Below are 23,890 nucleotides of genomic sequence, written 5' to 3' on the forward strand. Positions count from 1 at the left end.
CGAGCGCTTAGTTGCTGGTATCCAGCTCCGGGAAGCTCTTCACCAGGTCGTCGATGGCTTTCATCTGCGCCAGGAACGGCTCCAGCTTGTCCAGCGGCAGCGCGGACGGGCCGTCGCACTTGGCGTTGTTCGGATCCGGGTGCGCTTCGAGGAACAGACCGGCCAGGCCGACCGCCATGCCGGCGCGCGCCAGCTCGGCCACCTGAGCGCGACGGCCGCCGGACGCGGCGCCGAACGGATCGCGGGTCTGCAGCGCGTGGGTCACGTCGAAGATCACCGGATGGCCGCCGGTCACGTTTTTCATCACGTTGATGCCCAGCATGTCGACCACCAGGTTGTCATAGCCAAAGTTGCTGCCGCGATCGCACAGGATCACCTGGTCGTTGCCGCCCTCTTTGAACTTGTCGACGATATTGCCCATCTGCCCCGGGCTGACGAACTGCGGCTTCTTGACGTTGATCACCGCGCCGGTTTTCGCCATCGCTTCCACCAGATCGGTCTGGCGCGCCAGGAAGGCCGGCAACTGGATCACGTCAACCACTTCGGAAACCGGCTGCGCCTGCGCCGCTTCATGCACGTCGGTGATGATTTTCACGCCGAAGGTTTTTTTCAGCTCTTCGAAGATCTTCATCCCTTCTTCCAGGCCCGGACCGCGGTACGAGTGGATGGAAGAGCGGTTGGCCTTGTCGAAAGAGGCCTTGAATACGTAAGGAATGCCCAGTTTTTGCGTCACGGTGACGTAGTGTTCGCAGATGCTCATCGCCAGATCGCGCGATTCCAGCACGTTCATACCGCCAAACAGCACAAACGGCAGATCGTTTGCTACGTCGATATCGCCAATGCTAACCACTTTCTGTTTCATGCTTTCGCCTTTGTTAAGGTTGTAACCGTCGCCTTGCACACTGCGCGGAGTCATTGAATTAATGCAGCGTCACCTGTTTCGGCTCAATCGAATGGATCTGCACTTTGATCACTTCGCTGACCGGGTCTTCAGGACACTGCTCGACAAAATAGTTGAGATCGGAAATCGCGATATGGTTGCACTCCAGCTGGGCGTAAATCAGCCCGCGGTCGCGGATCTCGTACGGATCTTCCGGATCGAAGCACAGCACCGTTTCGCTGGTGCGCAGCGCCATTTCCAGCTGTTTTTCTTCCATCAGGGCGGCCTTCAGCGTATCGAGCATCTTGCGCACCACCATGATGTTCTCCGACTCGTCGAGGTCGTCGTCTTCCAGCTCGGCGCCCAGCCCCAGGTTGCCCTTGATCCACACTTCCAGCTGGTGTTCGCTCAGGGTTTCGCCGTTAAGCGGGTTGATCAGCCACAGCTCTTCGTCCAGCCAGTCGGCGCGCAGGATCAGCTGAGTGGGGAAAATCACCGGCAGCAGCGGCAGATCCAGCGCGTTGGCGATGTGCAGGAAAATGGTGCCCAGCGAGACCGGCGTGCCCTGCCGCCCTTCCAGCACCTTGTCCAGCCAGATGGCGTCCGACAGGCGGTAAACGCCGCTGGCGCCGCCGAAGCCCCAGGTCTTGTAAAACAGCTCGATGAGCGCATCCAGTTGCTGCTCCTGAGTGATATCGGCCGGCACCACCGCGCGCGCTTCGTCCACCAGCTGTTGCAGCTTTCGCTCCACGTCGGCAGCCGGGAAATCGCGCCGCACCGACTGCGACACCAGGATCACCCCTTCGCTCAGCGGCGAGGCGTTAAATTCAAAATCAGCAATGCTACTCATAGGTATCCCATCAGAAACGGTATTTTCGTCGTGGCAAGTTTAATTATCAGGTACAGGCAGCCCAACGCCAGCACGAACGCCACGGTTCGCAGCCGCTGACTTTTGGTCTTCTTGCCCAATGCGACGTAGCCAAGCAGGATATAGATAATAACGCCAAACAGCTTCTCGGTCAGCCATGAGTCCATACCCAGCAGCGGATAAAACCCGAACGTCACCACCAGCGCGATGCCGCTGACGAACAGCAGCGTGTCGTTCAGGTGCGGCGCTACCTTGACCCAGCGGCGGCCCATGATCGGCGAGCGGCGCCACTGCCAAAAGAAACGCAGCACAAACAAGGTAATACTGATGGCGACCGTCAGCAAATGGAAATGTTTCAACGCGGTGTATGCAGTCATGATGCTCCCTTAAATGGCCCGGGCGTCGTTATTATCAGTGGCGATTATCCCGGCCATTGGCCGAGCGTCACGCGGTCGTTGTCGCCGTAATCACGGTGGGTGGCGACAGCGGAAAATCCGGCGGCCTGCAGCAGCGCGCGCACGCTCTCGCCCTGCTGCCAGCCATGTTCCAACAGCAGCCAACCCTGCGGCTGCAAATGGTGCGGCGCCTGGCTCACGATGGCAGCCAGATCCGCCAGCCCATGATCGGCGGCGATCAGCGCGCTGCCCGGCTCGAAGCGCACGTCGCCCTGCGACAAATGCGGATCGGCGGCGTCGATATAGGGCGGATTGCTGGCGATCAGCGCGAAGCGTTGCCCCGCCACCGGCGCAAACCAGCTGCCCTGTAGAAATCGGACGTTGTCGATCTTCAGCTTGCGCGCATTATGCTGCGCCAGCGCGACCGCCTCCGGCTGCACATCGACGCCGATTGCCGAACAATCCGGGCGCTCGCTGGCCAGCGCCAGCGCGATGGCGCCGGTGCCGGTGCCGAGATCGAGGAAATGGCAGGGTTGCGGCGGCAGGCGCGCCAGCGCCAGTTCCACCAGGCATTCGGTATCCGGGCGTGGGATCAGCGTTGCGGGCGAAACCGACAGCGGCAGCGACCAAAACTCGCGCTCGCCCACCAGATAGGCCACCGGCTCACCGCGTTCGCGGCGCGCCAGCAGCGTCTCCAGTTGCTGTTGCTGCGGCGGCGTCAGCAGGGTTTCCCCGAACGCCATCAGGAAAGTTCTGGCCTTGCCGGTCACGAAACCCAACAGGATTTCCGCGTCGCGCCGGGCGCTGTCACTGTGGGTCAAACGCGCGGCGGCGGCTTTCAGCCAGTGTTGATAGTCCATCACTCTTGCTCGGCGGACAGCGCAGCCAGCTGGTCGGCCTGATACTCCTGCACGATCGGCTGGATCAGCATGTCCAGTTTGCCTTCCATCACCTCGTCCAGGCGGTAGAGCGTCAGGTTGATGCGGTGGTCGGTCACCCGCCCCTGCGGGAAGTTGTAGGTGCGATTGCGGTCGGAACGATCGCCGCTGCCCAGCAGGTTGCGGCGAGTGGACGCCTCGGCCTGCTGGCGCTTGGCCATCTCGGCGGCGCGAATGCGCGCGCCCAGCACCGACATCGCCTTGGCTTTGTTTTTGTGCTGTGAACGTTCGTCCTGGCACTCCACCACGATGCCGGTCGGCAGGTGGGTGATGCGGATCGCCGAGTCGGTGGTGTTAACGTGCTGGCCGCCAGCGCCGGAGGAGCGGAAAGTGTCGATTTTCAGATCGCCCGGGTTGATGTCCGGCAGCTCAGCTTCCGGCACTTCCGGCATCACCGCCACGGTACAAGCGGAGGTGTGGATGCGCCCCTGGGATTCGGTTTCCGGCACGCGCTGCACGCGGTGGCCGCCGGATTCAAACTTCAGCTGGCCGTACACGCCATCGCCGGAGACTTTGGCGATCACTTCCTTGAAGCCGCCGTGCTCGCCTTCGTTGGCGCTCATCACCTCGACGCGCCAGCGGCGGCCTTCGGCGTAACGACTGTACATGCGGAACAGATCGCCGGCGAAGATCGCCGCCTCATCGCCGCCGGTGCCGGCGCGCACTTCGAGGAAGCAGCTGCGCTCATCGTCCGGATCTTTCGGCAGCAGCAACACCTGCAGCTGCTGCTCCAGCTCTTCGCTGGCCGCCCGCGCCTGTTTCAGCTCTTCCTGCGCCATCTCGCGCATCTCCGGATCGTCCAGCATCATTTCCGCCGTCTCCAGATCCTCCTGCACCTGACGCCATTCCAGGAAGCAGCGGCTGACGTCGGTCAGCTGCGCGTATTCTCGCGACAGCGCGCGGAACCGGTCTTGGTCGGCGATGACGCCGGCATCGCCGAGCAGCGCCTGCACTTCTTCATGGCGCTCTTGTAACGCTTCCAGTTTGGCAACAATAGAAGGCTTCATGCGTGGTAATAAACCCTGTTAATAGAGAAAACTAATGCTGATCCAGCCCGAGGCTGTCGCGTAATAACTGCAACCGCTCCACGTCGCCGTCGCCGGCGGCCTGCTGGAGGGATTTGGTGGGGGCATGAATAAGACGGTTGGTCAGTTTATGGGCCAGCTCGTGTATCACCTGCTCCACGTTGGCGCCCTGCGCGATGGCGGCCAGCGCTTTGGCTTCCATCTCTGCGCGAATTTGGTCGGCCTGCGAACGGTAGTCGCGGATGGTTTCCACCGCGCCCTGCGAGCGCAGCCAGGCCATGAAGTTAGTGCTTTCCTGCTGCACGATCGATTCCGCCTGCACCGCCGCCGCTTTGCGCTGCGCCAGGTTGCTTTGAATGATGGCGTGCAGATCGTCCACGCTGTACAGATAGGCGTTGGCCAATTTGCCGACCTCCGGTTCGATGTCGCGCGGTACGGCGATATCCACCAGCAGCATCGGCTGGTTGCGGCGCGCCTTCAGCGCGCGCTCCACCATGCCCTTGCCGATGATCGGCAGCGGGCTGGCGGTGGAACTGATGATGATGTCGGCGTCCGCCAGGCGTTCGTCGATCTCAGGCAGGGTGATCACCTCCGCGCCGACCTCGTCCGCCAGCAGCTGCGCGCGCTCGCGGGTGCGGTTGGCAATGATCATGTGCCGCACTTTATGCTCACGCAGGTGGCGCGCCACCAGCTCGATGGTTTCGCCGGCGCCCACCAGCAAGACGTTGAGATCGGCCAGCGATTCGAAGATCTGCCGCGCCAGCGTACAGGCGGCGAACGCCACGGAAACCGCGCTGGCGCCGATGTCGGTTTCGGTGCGCACGCGCTTGGCGACGGAGAAGGATTTCTGGAACAGACGCTCCAGCTCGCCGGAGAGCGACTGGCCGCGTTGCGACTCGGCGAAGGCCTTTTTCACCTGGCCGAGGATCTGCGGTTCGCCCAGTACCAATGAGTCCAACCCGCTGGCCACCCGCATCAGATGGCTGACCGCGTCGTTGCCCTGATGCCAGTACAGGCTTTTCTTCACCTCTTCCGGACGCAGGTTGTGGTAGGCGCACAGCCAGGCGACCAGTTGCTCGTGCATGTGTTCCTGCTGCTCTACGCTGAGGTACAGCTCGGTGCGGTTGCAGGTGGACAACACGACGCCGCCCTGCACCAACGGTTGTTGGAGCAAGCTGGTCAGCGCCTCATCGATGGACTCTGGCGAGAAGGTCACCCTTTCACGCAGAGAAACCGGAGCGGTTTTGTGATTTATACCTAACGCCAGCAGGGTCATTGCTTCGAGTAATACTTATCTTGGTACGGGTTCTCGTTGAACGGCATTCTACTTGATGCGCGGGATCAATAAAAGTAACAACCGCATCTTCCGTTCAATCGCTGTCATAGATGACATCAATTAATGAATAAGCAATAAATACAGCAGGATAAATAGCCATGAGGTAGGTCGATTGCTTAAATTTTAGCGCAGTTTGCGATAACGCGCACGCTATTCGGCGTACACAACGGCGGCGTTTGCGCAACGAAGGCACCGCTTATCGGGCGCGCCTCCCCCGCCTTCAGGCGATTGTGTTACGCTTAATGGCGACCCCGACGCGCGTGCCGGGTTGGCATTGCGCCGGTAAAAGCGGCAAGATTCAACGCGATGCAGCAAAAAATTGACGCGCCGCCGCCGCCCCGTTAGCGTGAGCGCTGAATCCGGATTTCGTCGCGCATGCCCGCAAGGACAAAAGGACAAGAGAAAGTTATGCCAATACGCAAAGTTAGTTTGCTCCGTCTGATCCCGCTGGCCAGCCTGGTGCTGGCCGCCTGTACCACCACCAAGCCGACCGGCCCGGCCACCAGCCCGACCTCACCGCAGTGGCGCGCCCATGAGCAGGCGGTGCAGCAGCTCAGCACCTATCAGACCCGCGGCTCCTTCGCCTACTTGTCTGATCAGAAAAAAGTCTACGCCCGCTTCTTCTGGCAGCAGTTCTCGCCGGAGCGCTACCGCCTGCTGCTGACCAACCCGCTGGGCAGCACGGAAATGGATCTCAACGTGCAGAAAAACGTGGTGCAGCTGACCGACAACCAGGGCAAACGCTACGTCAGCGACAACCCAGAAGAGATGATCCGCAAGCTGACCGGCATGGCGATCCCGCTGAACAACCTGCGCCAGTGGATGCTCGGCCTGCCGGGCGAAACCGGCGATTTTGCGCTGGATGACCAATATCGCCTGAGCAAGCTGACCTACCAGCAAGGCGGCCAGACCTGGAAAGTGGATTACCAGGGCTACAGCAACGAGGTGCAGCCGACGCTGCCTAACCGCCTGGAGCTGCAGCAGGGCGACCAGCGCATCAAGCTGAAAATGGACAACTGGACGCTCAAATGATCCGCCAGTGGCCCTCCCCCGCGAAACTCAACCTGTTTCTGTACATCACCGGCCGTCGTGAAGACGGCTATCACCTGCTGCAGACGCTGTTCCAGTTTTTGGACTACGGCGACACCCTGACCATTGACCCGCGCCAGGACGATCGCATTCATCTGCTGACGCCGGTCGACGGCGTGCCGGACGAGCAGAACCTGATCGTGCGCGCCGCCCGCTTGCTGCAGCGCTATTGCGATGAGCGCGGCCTGCAGACCGCACCGCGCGGCGCCGACATCAGCATCGACAAGCGCCTGCCGATGGGCGGCGGTTTGGGCGGCGGCTCCTCCAACGCCGCCACCGTGCTGGTGGCGCTGAACGAACTGTGGCGCTGCGGTCTTGGCGACGACCAACTGGCCGAGCTGGGGCTCAGCCTCGGCGCCGACGTGCCGGTGTTCGTGCGCGGCCACGCCGCCTTCGCCGAAGGCATCGGCGAGCGCCTGCAGCCGGCCGAGCCGCAGGAAAAGTGGTATCTGGTGGCGCATCCCGGCGTCGGCATCCCGACGCCGGTTATCTTCGGCGACCCCGAATTGAAAAGAGACACCCCGGTTCGCTCCTTAAGTGAGCTGTTGCAGGCACCGTACGCAAATGATTGCGAACCGATCGCAAGAAAACGTTTTCGCGAGGTTGAACAGCTTCTTTCATGGCTGTTAGAATACGCCCCGTCACGCCTGACTGGCACAGGTGCTTGTGTGTTTGCTGAATTCGACACAGAAATCGCCGCCCGTCAGGTGTTAAATCAAGCCCCGGAGTGGTTGTGTGGTTTTGTAGCGCGCGGCGTTAACGTCTCCCCACTACATCGCATTCGTTCCGGGCGGTTTGAGTCGTAGCTCAACGTTTCGCTGCGCAGGGTCATGCACACCTGGCCCTGTTATCCCTGCGCTGCCTGCGGTCTCAATTTTAGTTTTACATACCCGTATGTATATTGCGCCGGCGTCGCCGACTGCCCCTTGGCGATGTCGTATGACAATATCTTCTCTGGACGCAAGCCTGAGGTTCTTCTCGTGCCTGATATGAAGCTTTTTGCTGGTAACGCCACCCCGGAACTAGCACAACGTATTGCCAACCGTTTGTACACCAGCCTTGGTGACGCCGCTGTAGGTCGTTTTAGCGACGGCGAAGTGAGCGTGCAAATCAACGAAAATGTACGCGGCGGTGATATTTTCATCATCCAGTCCACCTGTGCCCCGACCAACGACAACCTGATGGAACTGGTTGTGATGGTCGACGCCCTGCGTCGCGCCTCCGCAGGCCGTATTACCGCCGTTATCCCTTACTTCGGCTATGCCCGCCAGGATCGACGCGTGCGTTCCGCGCGTGTGCCGATCACCGCCAAGGTGGTTGCCGATTTCCTCTCCAGCGTAGGGGTTGACCGCGTTCTGACGGTGGATCTGCATGCTGAGCAGATTCAAGGCTTCTTCGACGTTCCGGTAGACAACGTGTTCGGCAGCCCGATCCTGCTGGAAGACATGCTGCAGCAGAACCTGGAAAACCCGATCGTGGTTTCCCCGGACATCGGCGGCGTAGTGCGTGCCCGCGCCATCGCCAAACTGCTGAACGACACCGACATGGCCATCATCGACAAACGCCGCCCGCGCGCGAACGTTTCTCAGGTGATGCACATCATCGGTGACGTGGCAGGCCGCGACTGCGTGCTGGTCGACGACATGATCGACACCGGCGGTACCTTATGCAAAGCGGCTGAAGCGTTGAAAGAACGCGGTGCCAAGCGCGTATTCGCCTACGCGACGCACCCGATCTTCTCCGGCAACGCCGTGGACAACATCAAGAACTCGGTGATTGATGAAGTGATCGTCTGCGACACCATTCCGCTGTCGCCGGAAATCAAGGCACTGAAAAACGTTCGCACTCTGACCCTGTCCGGCATGCTGGCTGAAGCCATCCGCCGCATCAGCAACGAAGAGTCGATCTCTGCAATGTTCGAGCATTGATGCGTCGTCTTTCCGGTGCGGCGCCCACCGCGCCGGAAAGATAGCGTGCCCGACAGCAGAAAAAGAAAAACCCGTTGGTGCGTATGCAACAACGGGTTTTCTACTCGTAGTCCAACATGACCTCAAACCTTAATGCACGGCAGATTTTCCCTTGCCCTGCTCTCGCTTCCCTTCTGATTTTTTAATCAATGCGACGAACGATGTTGGTCGTTGCGGCACCGTTTATCAAAGTGTTTTACCCACCAGTAGCGATCCGCCACCTGCTCGCGGCCGCCGATACGCGCGCCCACCAGCCACAACAGCGCGCCGACAAAGATACTCATGATGGCGCCGTGGGCGAAAAATTGCGGTAAATTGAACTGGGATACTTCAGCAATAATGGAGTATCCGACGCCGCCGATCATCACGACCAGCCCCAGCCCCATAAAAAAGTTGCCCATTCTGTCCGCGCTTCTACGTTTCATATGCCACCTCCATGATTGCCATGTGCCAACCGGGATAACGCTGCAACTTGTTAACCCACTTTGATAAGTTAAGTATAGTCCTTGTTGCGGCAAGGGGATTGCGGAGGCGATCACAAATGGTAAAGAATTATTGACACTTCTTAACGCGCCGCTGAAAATTAGCGGACAAATTGAATTATTCAGCTAATGAATCATTCGTCTTTCTTACCTAAGGCGACGGCGGGGATCGGATTTTGTCATTCGCCGCCCCGGCAGGTAGACTAAGGCCCTTTCCATTACCCTGATCATAGTGAATCTCCCAGTGAGCAGTATTAAATTGATAGTTGGCCTGGCCAACCCGGGCGCGGAATATGCCCAAACGCGCCACAACGCCGGCGCCTGGTACGTCGATCTGCTGGCCCAGCGCCACAATCAGCAGTTGAAAGAAGAGAGCAAGTTCTTCGGCTATACCGCTCGTTTGAACCTGGCGGGCAACGACGTGCGCCTGCTGGTGCCGACCACCTTCATGAACCTGAGCGGCAAAGCGGTGCTGGCGATGGCCAACTTCTACCGCATCGAACCAAACGAGATCCTGGTGGCGCACGACGAGCTGGATCTGCCGCCCGGCGTGGCCAAAATCAAGCTCGGCGGCGGCAACGGCGGCCACAACGGCCTGAAAGACATCCAGAACAAGTTCGGCAACAACCCGAACTTCTACCGCCTGCGCATCGGCATCGGCCATCCGGGCGACAAGAACAAGGTGGTGGGCTTCGTGCTCGGCAAACCGCCGGCCAGCGAGCAGAAGATGATCGACGAAGCGATCGACGAGTCACTGCGCTGCACCGAGATGCTGATGAAGGATGGGCTGGAAAAAACCGTTCAGCGCCTGCACAGCTTCAAGGCACAGGCCTGAACCTTGCCGCAGCGGGCGCCCTGCCCGCTGCCTGCTTCTAGCCGCGCGGGTTGAAGGTCTCCTCGCTCACGCGGCGGTCATCGGCGGTAAACCCCTCCTCCGCCACGTAATACTGCGGATCGTCCAGCTCATGGCTGCAGAAAGGGCCTGCGCGCTTGAGCAGGCGCACGCAGTCGCCGCTCAGGTGGCGCAGCCGAATGCTTTTCCCCGCCGCCAGGTAACGCGCCGTCAGCTTATCGATCGCCTCTACGCCGCTGGAATCCATCACCCGGGTGCCGGCAAAATCCAGCACCACGTTCTGCGGATCGCTTTGCGGCTCGAACAGCTCGGCGAAAGCGGCAGCAGAGCCGAAGAACAGCGGGCCATCGAGCTGATACACCGCCACGTCGCCCGTTACCTGCCGCTGGCGCACGCGAATGCGCGCCTGCTGCCAGGCGAACACCAGCGCCGAGATAATCACCCCGCTGATCACCGCCACCGCCAGATCGGTAAAGATGGTGATCAGCGTGACGGCGAGCATCACCAGCGCGTCCGCCTTCGGCATACGGCGCAAACGGCGCAGCGAACTCCACTCGAAGGTGTTGTAACACACCACCAGCATCACCCCGGCCAGCGCCGCCACCGGCAGCAGGCCGATATAGCGCGACAGGCTGACCACGAACAGAATCAGCAGGATGGCGCCCACCGTGCCGGAGAGGCGCCCGCGCCCGCCCGAGGTAAAGTTGATGATCGACTGGCCGATCATCGCGCAGCCGGCGAAGCAGCCGAACAGGCCGCACACTGCGTTACCGGCGCCCTGCGCGATGCTTTCGCGATTGCCGTTGCCCTTCTTGCCGCCCATTTCATCCAGCACCGTCATGGTCAGCAGCGATTCAATCAAACCGACCAGGGCAATCACCACCGCATAGGGCAGCACCACCCGCACCATTTCCAGGGTGAACGGCGCCGTCGGCAGGCTGAAGTGCGGCAGCGCGCCGGAAATGTCCGCCAGATCGCCCACCCGCAGCGTGTGCAGATTGAGGCCGATCGCTAACGCCGAAACCACCAGCAGCGCCGCCAGCGAAGACGGAATGGCTTTGGTCAGGCGCGGGAACAGCACCACCACCGCAATCGCCAGCGCCACCAGGCCGTACATCAGCGGCCCCTGCCCGGCGATCATCTTCAGCTGCGCCAGCATGATGACGATCGCCAGACCGTTGACGAAGCCGTGGATCGCCGGCAGCGGCACCAGACGAATGAACTTGCCCAGCCGGAAGGCGCCGATCAGGATTTGAATGCCCCCGGCAAACAGCGTGGCCCACAGCACGTAGCCCATGCCGTACTGCGCCGCCAGGCTCATCAGCACCACCACAATGGAGCCGGCGGCGCCGGAAACCATGCCCGGCTTGCCGCCGAACAGCGCCGTGACCAGGCCGATAATAAACGCGGTATGCAAACCGACGATCGGCGAAAGACCGGCGACCAGCGAAAAGCCGACCGCCTCGGGGATCATCGAAACCGCCACCACAAAGCCCGCCAGGACTTCATTTTTAACGTCCGCGATCCTGACGTTACTCAGGTTAAACATGCATTATTCACTTATGACAGATGACATCATCTCCCCGCGTAGCGGGTATGGGGTACCGCAAGGTGCGGCAGACTGCAGGCGGGCACAGCTCAGGGTGGCGTAGGCAAGAAATACATCCGGCGCGTTTCCTGTCGGTTAATCGGAACGGCCAGTATGGGTAAATGTGATCCAAATCTCAATCAAAAACCGGCCGCGGGTGCTGCGCTCGCCCCGGCCAAACAAGTCTGATCGAGATAAACGCCCATTACGTGTATAATGGCGGCATTATTTTGCCCTTTATGCAGTCGATTAAACCTAACCGGCTGATAGTTAAGATATTTAAGGTGATTACAACATGGGATTCAAATGCGGTATCGTCGGCCTGCCTAACGTAGGCAAATCCACCCTGTTCAACGCGTTGACCAAAGCGGGCATTGAAGCAGCCAACTTCCCGTTCTGCACCATTGAACCGAACACCGGTGTGGTGCCGATGCCCGATCCGCGTCTGGATAAGCTGGCCGAGATCGTCAAGCCGCAGCGCATTCTGCCGACCACCATGGAATTCGTCGACATCGCCGGCCTGGTGAAAGGCGCGTCCAAGGGTGAAGGCCTGGGCAACCAGTTCCTGACCAACATCCGCGAAACCGAAGCCATCGGCCACGTGGTGCGCTGCTTCGAGAACGACAACATCATTCACGTCAACAACAAGGTCGATCCGGCCGAAGACATCGATGTGATCAACACCGAGCTGGCGCTGTCTGACCTCGACACCTGCGAGCGCGCCATCCACCGCGTGCAGAAGAAAGCCAAAGGCGGCGACAAAGACGCCAAAGCCGAGCTGGCGGCGCTGGAGAAATGCCTGCCGCACCTGGAAAACGCCGGCATGCTGCGCGCGCTGGATCTGAGCGACGAAGACAAAGCGGCGATCAAATACCTGAGCTTCCTGACCCTGAAGCCGACCATGTACATCGCCAACGTCAACGAAGACGGCTTCGAGAACAACCCGTACCTGGACACCGTGCGTAAAATCGCCGACGCCGAAGGCTCCGTGGTGGTTGCCGTGTGCGCCGCCGTGGAATCCGACATCGCCGAGCTGGAAGACGAAGAGCGCGACGAGTTCATGGCCGAGCTGGGTCTGGAAGAGCCGGGCCTGAACCGCGTGATCCGCGCCGGTTATGAACTGCTGAACCTGCAGACCTACTTCACCGCCGGCGTGAAAGAAGTGCGCGCCTGGACCATCCCGGTCGGCGCCACCGCTCCGCAGGCGGCCGGCAAGATCCACACCGACTTCGAAAAAGGCTTTATCCGCGCGCAAACCATCTCTTATGACGACTTCATCACCTACAAGGGTGAGCAAGGCGCCAAAGAAGCCGGCAAAATGCGCTCCGAAGGTAAAGACTACATCGTCAAAGACGGCGACGTGATGAACTTCCTGTTCAACGTCTAAGCCCTTCCCCGCAGCATTGCTTTCGGCTGCCGGAAACGGAAAAATCCACGCTTCGGCGTGGATTTTTGTTTTTATCTCCCCAGACTCAGACTCCCCCATTTCCCCCTTCCACGCCGAGGGCCGGTTTGCCGCCGAGTGACCGGCGAATCGCTGCCGCCGGCAAAACCCGCTAACGGCGCGCTACAGCAGCGCAATCATCTTCAGCAGTTCCACCCGATTGCGGGTGCCGAACTTTTTGCCGGCGTTATTGAGGTGCGAATAAACGGTTTTCGGGTGCAGGTTAAGCCGCCGAGCGGTCAGGCGGATATCTTCGGTGCGGGCGGTTTCACACAGCACCGCCGCCTCGCCAGGCGTGATCGCCGCCGCCCGATGCCGGTTCCCCACGTGCCGTTCGCTCGTCTCCTGGCGGGCCAGCGTTGCGCAAGTCTCTCGCACCACCTGCAGCGTTTCCCGTTTGTGCAAAATCGCATCCGGCTGCGCCGCGGCGATAAACGCCAGGATCAGCGGCGAAGTCTTATCGATAAAGAACAGTAACCGGACATCTTTATATTCACCACGTGAATATTTAATGAAATTTAAATACGCCTCGAACCGGTAAATCTCCTGAGGAAACTCCGTAATAATTAAATCAGGCGCCGGAATTATATTTTTAATAATATTCATATTGGGTGAGGATAAGGTTATCACGCCGCCGCCCAGTAATGTTTTCATACCCAGCCGGCACAGCGGTGAACCGTCGATATAAATCACTCTCACTTTAATTCTCCTTATCAGCATGAAAGCATGCTTCCACACCTCAGGCGGCTTGTCGCTGCTCTTTTTTGGGGTAATTCGCCTGCAAAGCACACCGATATAAAACATCTTGATAACATGTTTTTCAAATAATCACGCAACCGTCAGCATGTTGATTAATACGCAAAAAAGGCATGAATGTTTCAAATTATTTCCACATAAAAAACTGGCGATCCAATAAAAACGCAACGCAATGATATAGATCTATTTTCTATTTTGTATGATATAAGCGCAAATGAAAAAAAATGTAACAACGGGCACCACAACCTTATTACTTCATTCAAAACATCTATAGGGAAAATTCTTAGTTTGTTAGGATGAAAATCCATGTTTGCCGACGCGTTTAAAAAACAATTGCGCAACATGATTAATCAACAACCGCACGTCAGTAATTTATTACTGTCAGGAAAGCTTTTATCTAAAGTAAATTAAAGGGCATTTCACATGAATGTTAAATTAGTCGCATTATCCATGCTGGCTCTCTCCGGCGCCTGTGCGGCCGCTTCGTCCAATACGGTGCAATTTAAAGGCGAAGTCAGCACGCAAACCTGCTCGGTGAATATTAACGGTAACCAATCCAATCCGGTCGTTCTGCTGCCGACCGTCGCCGCCAGCAAACTCGCCACCAAAGGCGCCACCGCCGGCGACACCACCTTCACCGTCAACGTGACCGGCTGTGCGGCGGCAACCAGCGATACGGCGATCAAAACCGTGCTGGCTGGCAACAACCCGACCACCAACGGCAACCTGGGCAACGCGGGCGATGCGGCCAAGGTGTCCATTCAACTGCTGGACAGCGACGCCACTACGCCGCTGTCGTTCGCCAGCGGTTCGACCGTCACCACGTCGGCGATGACGCTGGCCAAAGACGCCACCTCCACCTCGCAGAACCTGGTGGCTCGCTACTACGCGGAAGACACCGGCGTGGCGGCCGGATCGGTGATCGCCACCGCACAGTTCGCCATTAGCTACAAATAAGCCGGCGTCAGGCGCCATACCTGTTGATGCCAGCGCCGCCCTTCGCCGGGCGGCGCTGAATGACTCGCTCCCTTTATCGGTTCACGTTTATGCCGCAGATAACCCGCTCCGCCCGCCGATGGGCCGCCCTGTCGCTTTGCCTGATGAGTTTTGCCGCTACCCACGCCTCGGCCAGCGTGACGCTGCTCGGCAACCGCGTGATCTACCCCGCCGAGGCGCGGGAAAAAACGCTGCAGTTCACCAACGACGACGGCACCCCGGCGCTGATGCAGATCTGGCTCGACATCAATAACCCCAAATCCACGCCGGAAAACGCCGATGCACCTTTCGTCGCCTCGCCGCAGATCTTCCGCATGAATCCGCACAGCGGGCAGATGGTGCGGCTGTCGTTCGTCGGCCAGCCGCTGCCGCGCGATCGCGAATCGCTGTTCTATCTCAACTTCCTGCAGGTGCCCGCCGTGCGCCAGACGGACAGCGACAAGAACAAACTGCTGCTGGTGGTCACCAATCGGCTGAAGGTGTTCTATCGCCCCGCCGGGCTGGCCGGCGACGCCAACCACGTCATCGATCGGCTCAGCCTGCGCCAGGCCGGCAACGCGCTGCGCGTCGACAACCCGACCGGCTACTACGCCAACGTCAGCCAGGCCGCGATCCTGAGCGGCGCGAAGCGCATCGCCATCCCGCAGGCGGATCTGATCCCGCCGTTTTCACAGGCCAGTTGGCCGGTGAATGGGGAGGTGCGGCAGGTCGCACTGCGCGTCATCAATGACTATGGGGTGGAAATCTCACGCACCCTGAACGTCGCGCGCTGAAACCAGACAGGGAGGTATTCATGTTCGATGCTCGCAAGGCGGCGCCGCTGCCCGCACGCTGGTGTTGCGCGCTGCTGGCGCTGCCGCTGGGCTGCGCCGCCGCCGACGGCTATACCTTCGATCCCGCGCTGCTGCGCGGCAGCGTGCTGAGCAACAGCGCCCTGAGCCAGTTCAACCAACAGGACGCCGTCGCTCCCGGCAGCTATCAGATCGATCTGTACCTCAATGGCCAGTTTCTCGAACGCGATCAAATTCGCTTCGTACGCGCAGGCAAGCAGGTGCTACCCTGTTTCGATCGGCCGCAGCTGACGCGCTTCGGGTTGAAAAATCCGCCGACGGCCGCCGAAGCGGAATGCCTGCTGCCCGGCCGGGATCTGAAGGACATCACGGTGAACGCCGATATCTCGCGGCTGCGGCTGGATCTGAGCATTCCGCAGGCGCTGTTGAACGGCCGGCCGCGCGGCAGCGTCAATCCCGCCAGCCTGGACAGCGGCGAATCGATGGCCTTCGTCAATTACAACCTCAACCAGTACCACGTCAGTTACCGACAGGGGCAAACCCGCGATCTCGACTCGACCTACGCCAACCTGAACGGCGGCTTCAACCTCGGGCTATGGCGCTACCGCCAGCAGTCCAGCTACCGCTACGATCGGGAGTTCGGCGGCCATCTGGACACCAGCCGCCGCTACGTACAGCGCGCGATCTTGCCCTGGCGCAGCGAAATGCTGTTGGGCGAAGGCTTTACCGACGGTCACTTCTTCTCCGGCCTGGGCTTTCGCGGCATTCAGCTCAGTTCGGACGACCGCATGCTGCCGGATTCGCAGCGCGGCTATGCGCCGGTGGTGCGCGGCGTGGCGAAAAGCAACGCGCGCGTGACGGTGCTGCAGGGCAAAAGCACGCTGTATGAAACCACCGTCGCGCCGGGGCCGTTCGCCATCAACGATCTGTACGCCACCAACTACGCCGGCGATCTCACCGTGGTGGTCACGGAAGCCGACGGCAGCGTCAGCACCTTCACCGTGCCGTTCGCCGCGGTGCCGGAATCCATCCGCCCCGGCCAGTCGCGCTACTCGGCGATCATCGGCCGTTCCCGCTACGTCGGCGACAACGATCTGTTCAGCGAAGTGACCTGGCAGCACGGCCTGACCAACGCCCTGACCTTCAACCTCGGCAACCAGCTGGCGGACGGCTATCAGGCGATGATGCTGGGCGGCGTGTACAGCAGCTGGCTGGGCGCCTTCGGCATGGATACCACCTATTCCCACGCCAGCCTGCCGGACGGCGGCGCCGCCGGCTGGATGCTGCACCTCTCCTATAGCCGAACCTTCAGCCCGACGGACACCACCTTGTCCATCGCCGGCTACCGCTACTCCACCGAAGGCTTTCGCGATCTCAGCGACGTGCTCGGCGTGCGCCGCGCCGCCACCACCGGCCAAAACTGGCAGTCCGACTCCTACCGCCAGCGGTCGCGTTTCGAGGTCGCTGTCAATCAGGGAATGGGCGCGTTCGGCAGCCTGACGATGTCCGGCTCGACTCAGGACTACCGCGATCAGCGCGGCCGCGACAATCAGCTCCAGCTGGGCTGGGGAAAAACCTTCGGCAACGGCGTGGCGCTTAACCTCTCCGTCACCCGCACCCGCAGCCTGGGCTACAGCAACGGCGACTACCGCGGCTACGGGCCGCTGGATAACGTCTACAGCGCGCCGCTGGCGCAGAGCGCGCAGACCGTCACCGCCCTGTCGCTGAGCTTCCCGCTCGGGCGTTCGTCATCCGCCCCCAGCGTCTCGCTGTTGGCCAACCACAGCCAGGGCCAGGGCGGCAACTATCAGGCCGCGCTGTCGGGCAGCGTCGGCGACGAACAGCCGGTCAGCTACGGCCTGAACTTCACCACCGACGACGATCGCCAACAAAGCATCTGGGGCGGCAACCTGCAAACCCGTCTGCCTTACGCCAACGTCACCGGCTCGTTCTCCACCGCGCGCCAGTACCGGCAAGGCTCCCTGTCGCTGCAGGGGGCGGTGGTGGCGCACCGCGGCGGCGTGACATTAGGGCCGTATGTCGGCGATACCTTCGCCCTGATCGAGGCGCCCGGCGCCAGCGGCGCACGGGTGATGGACGGCCAGGGGGCGCGCGTCGATCGCTTTGGCTACGCGCTGGCGCCGTCGCTGGTGCCCTATCACTACAACACCGTCGCACTGAACCCCGAGGGCATGAACGACAAAGCGGAGCTGGAAGACGGCCAGCGGCGCGTCGCCCCGTACGCCGGCGCCACGGTGCGCCTGCGCTTCAACACCGTGCGCGGCCAGGCGCTATTGATCACCGCGCAGCGGCCCGATAACGCGCCGATCCCGATGGGCGCCAACGTCCTCGACGCAACGGGCAACAGCGTGGGCATGGTCGGCCAGGCCAATCAGGTGTATCTGCGCAGCGACCGGAATGCCGGTGCGCTTACGCTGAACTGGGGCGACGCGCCCGGCCAACAGTGCACGCTGCATTACCGCCTGCCCGCCGGGGAAGACGGCCCGATTCAACGGCTCAGCGCCCCGTGCCGCTAGCCCGTTCACACTGATTCTCAGGAGAGACGATGAAACGCATTTCTTACCCGATCGCCGCCCTTGCTCTGCTCGCCCTGTCGCTGTGCGGCGCGCCCGCCGCGCTGGCGCAATGCACCCGGGTCGCCCCCTGGATCGATTCCGGTTGCGATCCCTGCGGGGTGGGCACGGCGCTGGGCCGGGTTAACCTGACCAGCACTTACCTGCAGCCCGTCGGCACGCCGCTGGGCACCAGCGTGTTCGATCTCACCTCCGGCACGCGCTATCCCGATCCCAACAAAGTGTTGTATGAGTGCGACGCCGGCGATGCGGGGCAAATCTATGAAGTCTTCGCCACCAACGGCGACGATCGCGTCGGCGGCTATTACGATCTGGGCGCCCAAGACGGCAACCCCAACTACTACGCCACCTACTTCCCCTACGTCGGCATCCGCCTGACCCATCTGGATTCCGGCAAGGTTTTTACCCGCTACTGGCAGTCGGCGCCGATTACCCGCTACGCCACCGTCGGCAGCAAAATTCAGATCCGGGTGAAAGACTTCAGCGCCATCCGCGCCGATCTGATCCGCATCAGCTCGCTGCCGGGCGCGGGCGCCAGCAACTACTGCGGCTACAGCGCCGGCAACCCGCTGGTGGGCATGGCCTCGACCACCGGCAATTCGAACTATACCTGCACGCAGCCAAACGGCTATGTCACCTTTCAGGGGCCCGGCATCGCCTCGGATCCTATCGGCAGCGACTCCGCCACCAACTACGCCACCTGGGGCACCGGGCGCTGGAACGCGATGGGCATGGGCACCGCACCAATCTCCTCATTGACCTATACCGCCACCTGCGTGGCGCGCAACGTCACGCCGCTGGTGATCCTGCCGACCATATCCGTCAGCCAGTTGACCGCCGGGCAAACCTCACAGGCGCAGTTCACCATCAATATCGAATGCGACAATGCCGCCGTGTCCGGCGTCAGCAGCAACAATACCGCCCTCGGCCTGCAGGTGCCGTATGAAAGCTATGTCGCGGCGCAGCAGCTCGGGCTGGTCAGCGCCAACGGCGGCGTGAGCTACCTGCTCTCCAGCGGCTACGGCACCGACAGCAGCGTCGCCACCGGCGTGGGCATCGCGCTCGCCAACGCCGGCAACGGCGCGCCGATGAACTTCGTCGGCTGGGCGCGCTGCAGCGCCGGGCAATGCCCGCAGGGCAACGACGCCGGCTGGTATCCGGTGCTCAACGGCGCCAGCGGCGGCGGCAGCACCGCGGCGGGGTTCACCCACTACACCACCCAGCTCACCGCCACGCTCGCCCGGCTGCCCGGGCAAACCGTCACCGCCGGCAAAGTGGACGCCAGGGCCTACGTCTGGGTTAAGGTGCAATGATGAGAAAGAAATATCTGACGATCGGATGCGCCCTGCTGCTGGCGCTGGCGGCCATGGGCGCGCAGGCGGGCATCATCGCCTCCGCCACCCGGGTGATTTTCCGCGAGGGCGACACGGAAAAAACCCTGATGTTGCTCAACACCAACGGCTATCCGATCGTGGCGCAAACCTGGGTCGATAACGGCGACGTCAACGCCGCCCCCGAGCTGTCGCGCGCGCCGTTTGTCACCCTGCCCAGCGTATTCGCCCTGCCGCCTTCGGCGCTGAAAGGGCTGCGGATCCTGTTTGCCGGTGCGGCCCTGCCCACCGACCGGGAGTCGGTGTTCTGGCTTAATCTGTATGAGATCCCGCCCAGCCAGCCGACCAGGCCGCCGCTGACGTCGCGCGTGACGCTGGCGATGAACACGCAGATGAAAATCTTCTACCGCCCCAAAGCGCTAAAGGGAAACGCCGAAAACGCGGCCGAGGCCGTCTCGTTCTCGCTGCAAAAATCGCCGGGCGGCTATCTGCTGCGCTGTCACAACCGGTCGGCGTTTTATCTCTCCTTCGCCCGCATCGCCGTGCAAACCGGCAAGCGCGATTACCCGGTGCGGCAAGAAAGCGACATGATGACCGCACCGTTCAGCATGCGGGATTATCACCTCGACGGCGTTGCGGCGCCGACGCTCCCTTCTCAGATCACCGTTCAGGCCACCTTCATCAACGACCAGGGCCAGCAGATCGTCAAGTCATACACAGCAACCCCATAACGATAAAAAGCAGTACATTTTTTTAAGTACAGGAAATAGGGAAAAATGAGTCTAAGCAGATTCCAGCTACAGTTTCACCTGGAGAAACAGGCCAACAACATCAGGCAGTCACCGGCATTTCATACCGCCATCGTCAAACACGGGGAATTATTGAAGGAGACCTACAAGAAGCATCCGCTGTTTTACAAAATCATCTTCAGGAACAGCCGGTTCATCATTTGTTCCACCATCCTGTCCATTTACTACCACCAGCCCGCCGCCGGGCTGAAAGACATCAAAGCCTTTTTTAAAGGGAAGAACATCATCAGCGAGAACTCTCTGGACTCCTTTCTGTTCTTTTTGCGGGTCGGCCGCCGGCTGGAGGTCAAACCCTGTGAACATGACAAGCGCCAACTGCGCTATAAGCCTACGCCGCACGCGCTGGCGGAAACCCAGGCGCTGATCGCCTCGATGGCGCGGCCCTACCAGGCGCTGGCGCCACAGATGCCTATCGCGGCGCTGCTGGCGGCGCCCGACTTTCTGCCCACCTTTTTCGCCGCCTACGGGCAGCTGATGCTCAAGGAAATTTACCTGATCGATCTGGTGCCGCAATCCGGGCTGTTTATCAGCAAGGACGCCGGCCACATGGTGCTGCTGATGCTGCATATCGAAAGCATCCGGCAGGACTCCCCCTTTCTGCTGCTCTCCTCGGCGAAAATCGCCAAGTCGTGCTCCGTCTCACGCGCGCACGTGAATCGCATTCTGCAGGCGGCGGAAAAATCCGGCCTGCTGACCACCACCAATAACGTGGTGATCGAACTCAACAGTTCGTTCTTTATCATGGCGGAGCGCTATTTCAGCCTCTATTTCGCGATGGTCGAATTCGGGCTTGAACGGGTTTGGCACACGCCGCAGACCGCCGAGCCCCGCTGAGCCGTTTACCGCTCCCGCAACACCCGATCGATCAACCCCCAGGCCGCCGCTTCGTCGGCGGTCATAAAGCGATCGCGATCCAACACCCGCTCCACCTCTTCGTAGCTGAGGCCGCAATGTTTGGCGTACAGCCGGATCACCGTGTCTTTGGTGCGTTTCATCTCTTCGGCATGAATCAAGATGTCGGAGGCCTGCCCCTGAAAGCCGCCCAGCGGCTGGTGCACGTGCAGGCTGGCGTTGGGCAGCGCCATGCGGTGGCCCGGCTCTCCGGCCATCAGCAGGAACGAGCCCATCGAGCGCGCGGTGCCCATGCACAGCGTATGCACCGGCGCGCGGATATACTGCATGGTGTCGTAAATCGCCAGCCCGCTGGTGATCACCCCACCCGGCGAGTTGATGTACAGGTGGATCGGTTTCTCCGGGTTTTCCGCTTCCAGAAACAGCAGTTGGGCGCACAGCATTTCGGCCACGTCGTCGTTGACTTCGCCATTGAGGAAAACGATCCGGTCGCGCAGCAGGCGCGAATAAATATCAAAGGAACGTTCTCCCCGGCTGGTCTGTTCCACCACCATCGGGACGAGCATCATCTTCTCACGCATCGGTGAACTCCTGGGTTGGCAAAAGGGAAATGAATTTAACGCGTCAGGCGGCGAGCATCATCGTCACCGAACCGTCATTGGCGGCGTCGAGCTGGTGGATAATCCGCAGCAGGCTGCCGCCAGCGGCGTCCGGCACTATCTGCAGCGTCACCACGCTTTCAAGGAACGGCGGCCGGTCGTCACGCAGACGATAGCTCACCGCTTCGCCCGGCGTGGCGGCCAGCGGTTCGGCCTGCGCCAAATCCCCCGGAGGCAGCCACTGCTCGCGCAGCTCGGGAATGCTGAGCGCTCGCCACACTTTTTCCGGCGGTGCATCGAGCGAATACTCCAATATCAGCCGATCGCGCGGCGGCTGCTCAGCCTGTTTGTTCATTGATCCATATCCTTCAGCAAGGTTTGCAACGCGTCGATGCGCGCCGGCCACCAGGCGCGGTACTTCGCCAGCCAATCGGCGATCTGCGCCAGCCCTTCCGGGTCGACCTGGTAATTGACGAAGCGCCCCTGCTTCGTCTCGCGCACCAGCCCGGCATTGCGCAGCACCGCCAGGTGTTGCGACATCGCGGACTGGCTGATGGGCAGCCCTTCGCGCAGCGCGCTGGCGTTCATGCTGCCGACGGCGAGCTTGTCGAAGATGGTGCGGCGAGTCGGATCGGCCAGCGCCTTGAAGATGTCATTTTCGTTCATACAAATACATTAGTATTCACTTATGTATTATGCAAGCGCCAGGGCAGGATTTTTGCGCAAAGCGAGACTCCGCGCCGGGGCACGGAGCCGATAGAGGAGAAATTACAGCGGTTTATTGCAAACGGGCGTGGTCAGCGCGGATTGCCCGGCCTGCGCCCCTTCCTGCGCTTCGAGCGCGAGGCGCGCCAAAGGCATGTCTTCATGGTAGCGCGCCTCGGCGCTCAGGCTTTTCGCGTAGCGGTTGTACTTCCACCAAGCGTAGCCGAGGAACACCACCAGCCCGCCGACGTTATAGAACACGATGGTCATGATGCTGGCGCCGGTCGGGAACGTCGAGGCGAAGAAGCCGACGGTGAAGATGGCGATCAGCACGCTGACGATGGCGATGCCCTGCAGGCGCGAGCCCATTTTGAAATCGCGCGCCACCCGGTCGTACTTCAGCCGCAGATTCAGGTAGGCCAACATGATGAACAGCGGCGGCAGCATCGAGGCCGCGGCGGTCATGTTGATCAGCGTGTTCATCAAATCCTGCACGCTGCTGGAACCCAGCGTTGGGATCAGCATCAGCGGGATGACGATGAAGAACTGGATCCAGGCGGCGCGCGTCGGCACGCCGTGCCGGTTCAGACGAATGGTTTTCTCGCCGAAAATGCCCTTCGGGATCTCGGTGAAGAAAATCTTCACCGGCGCCGCCGTCCACATCAGCAGCGAGCCGAACATGGCGGTGAAGGAGACGATGCCGACAAAGCGGTTCATCAGCACCGTCGGCAGGCCGAAGTGCGCCGACAGGCCTTCGAACACCTGCACCGTGCCGCCGGTGAAATGCAGGTCAGCGCGGTGGACGAACACGTTGATCAGCAGCGAAGACACCGAATACAGCACGCCGATGAACAGCCCGGAAACGATGATCACCTTCACGAAGGCGCGGCTGCCGCCTTTCACATCGTTCACGTACACCGCCACAGACTCCGCCCCGCCCGCCGCCTGGAAGATCCAGGCGGTAATGCCGAGGAACGCCCAGTTGAAGTTCGGCGTCATCGCCTGCACGTTGATCGGGTCGGCCGGCTCGATGCCGCCCAGCACCGCCGCGCCCGCCAGAACGATGTAGGAAAACGTCAGCAGCAACATCAGCGACGAGGTCACCGAGGTCATCGGCCCCAGCAGTTTTGCGCCGCTGTTGGAGATGTAGGTCGAGAAGGCGAACAGGAAGATGCTGATGATCGCCGTGGTCAGCGGGGTAAACACGTAGTCATAGCCCAGGAACGCGTAAGAAGCGTAGGCGATGACGCGCGGCAGCAGCGCGGTGAAGAAGAACAGGTTCACGAACCAATAGGTGTAGGCGGTGATAAACGCCCAGCGCCCGCCGAGCGCGCTTTTCACCCAGGCATAAACGCCGGCCTCGGAGTTGCGGTTGAGCGAGACGAACTCGGCGATGATCAGGCAAAAGGGAATGAAGTAAAGGATGGTCGCCACCAGGAACACCGGCGACGAGGCGACCCCGAGCTGAATATTGTTGTTAATCACGTTGTTGAAACTGAACACTGCCGCAAACGTCATCGACAGCAGGCCAAACTTGCCGATGGTGTTTCTGTTCGACGCAGCCATAGAGATTCTCCGAATGGTGTAGGGGA

24 protein-coding genes are annotated in these 23,890 nt (G+C 60.9%); 11 read left to right on the plus strand and 13 right to left on the minus strand.

The window, feature by feature from the left end:
• Window positions 1-7: 7 nt before the first annotated feature.
• Genes kdsA through hemA form a run of 6 tightly spaced genes read right to left on the minus strand, consistent with a single transcriptional unit; the run spans window position 8 to window position 5,382 of the window.
• Entirely contained in the window at window positions 8-862 is an 855-nt protein-coding gene (gene kdsA / locus ACJ8IM_RS13025; protein WP_004941087.1) for a 3-deoxy-8-phosphooctulonate synthase, read from the minus strand.
• Window positions 863-920: 58 nt separating this feature from the next.
• Window positions 921-1,730: an invasion regulator SirB1 gene (gene sirB1, locus ACJ8IM_RS13030; protein ID WP_033653850.1), complete on the minus strand. Its 810-nt coding sequence runs from the start codon at window positions 1,728-1,730 to the stop codon at window positions 921-923.
• Window positions 1,727-2,128, minus strand: a complete 402-nt coding sequence (locus ACJ8IM_RS13035; RefSeq protein WP_170310367.1) for a SirB2 family protein — start codon at window positions 2,126-2,128, stop codon at window positions 1,727-1,729. The genes sirB1 and ACJ8IM_RS13035 overlap by 4 nt, the downstream gene beginning before the upstream one ends.
• A 41-nt stretch (window positions 2,129-2,169) precedes the next feature.
• A complete protein-coding gene (prmC, locus tag ACJ8IM_RS13040) occupies window positions 2,170-3,003 on the minus strand; it encodes a peptide chain release factor N(5)-glutamine methyltransferase (protein WP_060418451.1) in 834 nt (277 codons plus the stop codon).
• On the minus strand, window positions 3,003-4,088 hold the full coding sequence (prfA, locus tag ACJ8IM_RS13045) for a peptide chain release factor 1 (RefSeq protein ID WP_033646391.1): 1,086 nt from the start codon (window positions 4,086-4,088) through the stop codon (window positions 3,003-3,005). The genes prmC and prfA overlap by 1 nt, the downstream gene beginning before the upstream one ends.
• Window positions 4,089-4,119: 31 nt before the next feature.
• Complete coding sequence (hemA, locus tag ACJ8IM_RS13050; RefSeq protein ID WP_033638164.1) at window positions 4,120-5,382, minus strand: glutamyl-tRNA reductase; 1,263 nt, start codon at window positions 5,380-5,382, stop codon at window positions 4,120-4,122.
• 468 nt (window positions 5,383-5,850) lie between these two features.
• On the opposite strand from hemA, the gene lolB reads away from it, so the two are divergent.
• From lolB to prs, 3 genes are all read left to right on the plus strand, one after another.
• Complete coding sequence (gene lolB / locus ACJ8IM_RS13055) at window positions 5,851-6,474, plus strand: lipoprotein insertase outer membrane protein LolB (protein ID WP_033653848.1); 624 nt, start codon at window positions 5,851-5,853, stop codon at window positions 6,472-6,474.
• Complete coding sequence (ispE, locus tag ACJ8IM_RS13060; RefSeq protein ID WP_033638162.1) at window positions 6,471-7,337, plus strand: 4-(cytidine 5'-diphospho)-2-C-methyl-D-erythritol kinase; 867 nt, start codon at window positions 6,471-6,473, stop codon at window positions 7,335-7,337. The genes lolB and ispE overlap by 4 nt, the downstream gene beginning before the upstream one ends.
• Before the next feature lie 174 nt (window positions 7,338-7,511).
• Window positions 7,512-8,459, plus strand: a complete 948-nt coding sequence (gene prs / locus ACJ8IM_RS13065) for a ribose-phosphate diphosphokinase (RefSeq protein WP_004941061.1) — start codon at window positions 7,512-7,514, stop codon at window positions 8,457-8,459.
• 185 nt (window positions 8,460-8,644) lie between these two features.
• On the opposite strand, the gene ychH is transcribed toward prs, so the two are convergent.
• Window positions 8,645-8,923 (minus strand): stress-induced protein YchH, encoded by a 279-nt coding sequence (gene ychH, locus ACJ8IM_RS13070; RefSeq protein ID WP_025302491.1) that lies wholly within the window; start codon window positions 8,921-8,923, stop codon window positions 8,645-8,647.
• 301 nt (window positions 8,924-9,224) lie between these two features.
• On the opposite strand from ychH, the gene pth reads away from it, so the two are divergent.
• Window positions 9,225-9,815 (plus strand): aminoacyl-tRNA hydrolase, encoded by a 591-nt coding sequence (gene pth / locus ACJ8IM_RS13075; RefSeq protein ID WP_004941053.1) that lies wholly within the window; start codon window positions 9,225-9,227, stop codon window positions 9,813-9,815.
• Window positions 9,816-9,852: 37 nt separating this feature from the next.
• Here the strand turns inward: pth and ACJ8IM_RS13080 are convergent, their stop codons facing one another.
• Window positions 9,853-11,382 carry a SulP family inorganic anion transporter gene (locus ACJ8IM_RS13080; protein WP_033653847.1) on the minus strand — a complete coding sequence of 510 codons (1,530 nt, stop codon included), beginning with the start codon at window positions 11,380-11,382 and terminating at the stop codon, window positions 9,853-9,855.
• A gap of 334 nt (window positions 11,383-11,716) precedes the next feature.
• On the opposite strand from ACJ8IM_RS13080, the gene ychF reads away from it, so the two are divergent.
• Window positions 11,717-12,808 carry a redox-regulated ATPase YchF gene (gene ychF, locus ACJ8IM_RS13085; protein WP_033646394.1) on the plus strand — a complete coding sequence of 364 codons (1,092 nt, stop codon included), beginning with the start codon at window positions 11,717-11,719 and terminating at the stop codon, window positions 12,806-12,808.
• A 180-nt stretch (window positions 12,809-12,988) separates the two neighbouring features.
• Here the strand turns inward: ychF and ACJ8IM_RS13090 are convergent, their stop codons facing one another.
• Window positions 12,989-13,669 (minus strand): helix-turn-helix domain-containing protein, encoded by a 681-nt coding sequence (locus ACJ8IM_RS13090; RefSeq protein ID WP_230116443.1) that lies wholly within the window; start codon window positions 13,667-13,669, stop codon window positions 12,989-12,991.
• A 375-nt stretch (window positions 13,670-14,044) separates the two neighbouring features.
• Here ACJ8IM_RS13090 and ACJ8IM_RS13095 point away from each other — a divergent pair, with 375 nt between their 5' ends.
• The 6 genes from ACJ8IM_RS13095 to ACJ8IM_RS13120 are packed head-to-tail and all read left to right on the plus strand — an operon-like array spanning window position 14,045 to window position 20,976.
• Entirely contained in the window at window positions 14,045-14,578 is a 534-nt protein-coding gene (locus ACJ8IM_RS13095) for a fimbrial protein (protein ID WP_015377562.1), read from the plus strand.
• 59 nt (window positions 14,579-14,637) lie between these two features.
• Window positions 14,638-15,390: a fimbrial biogenesis chaperone gene (locus tag ACJ8IM_RS13100; RefSeq protein ID WP_223182005.1), complete on the plus strand. Its 753-nt coding sequence runs from the start codon at window positions 14,638-14,640 to the stop codon at window positions 15,388-15,390.
• A 20-nt stretch (window positions 15,391-15,410) separates the two neighbouring features.
• A complete protein-coding gene (locus ACJ8IM_RS13105) occupies window positions 15,411-17,945 on the plus strand; it encodes a fimbria/pilus outer membrane usher protein (protein WP_101455820.1) in 2,535 nt (844 codons plus the stop codon).
• Between the two features lie 29 nt (window positions 17,946-17,974).
• Window positions 17,975-19,315, plus strand: a complete 1,341-nt coding sequence (locus ACJ8IM_RS13110; RefSeq protein WP_033638147.1) for a fimbrial protein — start codon at window positions 17,975-17,977, stop codon at window positions 19,313-19,315.
• Complete coding sequence (locus ACJ8IM_RS13115) at window positions 19,315-20,064, plus strand: fimbrial biogenesis chaperone (protein WP_033653845.1); 750 nt, start codon at window positions 19,315-19,317, stop codon at window positions 20,062-20,064. Before ACJ8IM_RS13110 ends, ACJ8IM_RS13115 begins: the two co-directional genes overlap by 1 nt.
• 45 nt (window positions 20,065-20,109) lie before the next feature.
• Entirely contained in the window at window positions 20,110-20,976 is an 867-nt protein-coding gene (locus ACJ8IM_RS13120) for a hypothetical protein (protein WP_033653844.1), read from the plus strand.
• Window positions 20,977-20,981: 5 nt separating this feature from the next.
• Here ACJ8IM_RS13120 and ACJ8IM_RS13125 read toward each other — a convergent pair whose 3' ends face one another.
• From ACJ8IM_RS13125 to ACJ8IM_RS13140, 4 genes are all read right to left on the minus strand, one after another.
• Complete coding sequence (locus ACJ8IM_RS13125; RefSeq protein WP_033638144.1) at window positions 20,982-21,575, minus strand: ATP-dependent Clp protease proteolytic subunit; 594 nt, start codon at window positions 21,573-21,575, stop codon at window positions 20,982-20,984.
• A gap of 43 nt (window positions 21,576-21,618) precedes the next feature.
• On the minus strand, window positions 21,619-21,948 hold the full coding sequence (locus ACJ8IM_RS13130; protein WP_033646406.1) for an SRPBCC family protein: 330 nt from the start codon (window positions 21,946-21,948) through the stop codon (window positions 21,619-21,621).
• A complete protein-coding gene (locus ACJ8IM_RS13135) occupies window positions 21,945-22,259 on the minus strand; it encodes an ArsR/SmtB family transcription factor (protein ID WP_033646407.1) in 315 nt (104 codons plus the stop codon). Before ACJ8IM_RS13135 ends, ACJ8IM_RS13130 begins: the two co-directional genes overlap by 4 nt.
• A 102-nt stretch (window positions 22,260-22,361) precedes the next feature.
• A complete protein-coding gene (locus tag ACJ8IM_RS13140) occupies window positions 22,362-23,864 on the minus strand; it encodes an amino acid permease (RefSeq protein ID WP_033653843.1) in 1,503 nt (500 codons plus the stop codon).
• Between the last annotated feature and the right edge of the window lie 26 nt (window positions 23,865-23,890).

It is taken from the genome of Serratia sp. CY33525, from assembly GCF_052169115.1.
GTDB lineage: Bacteria > Pseudomonadota > Gammaproteobacteria > Enterobacterales > Enterobacteriaceae > Serratia > Serratia sarumanii.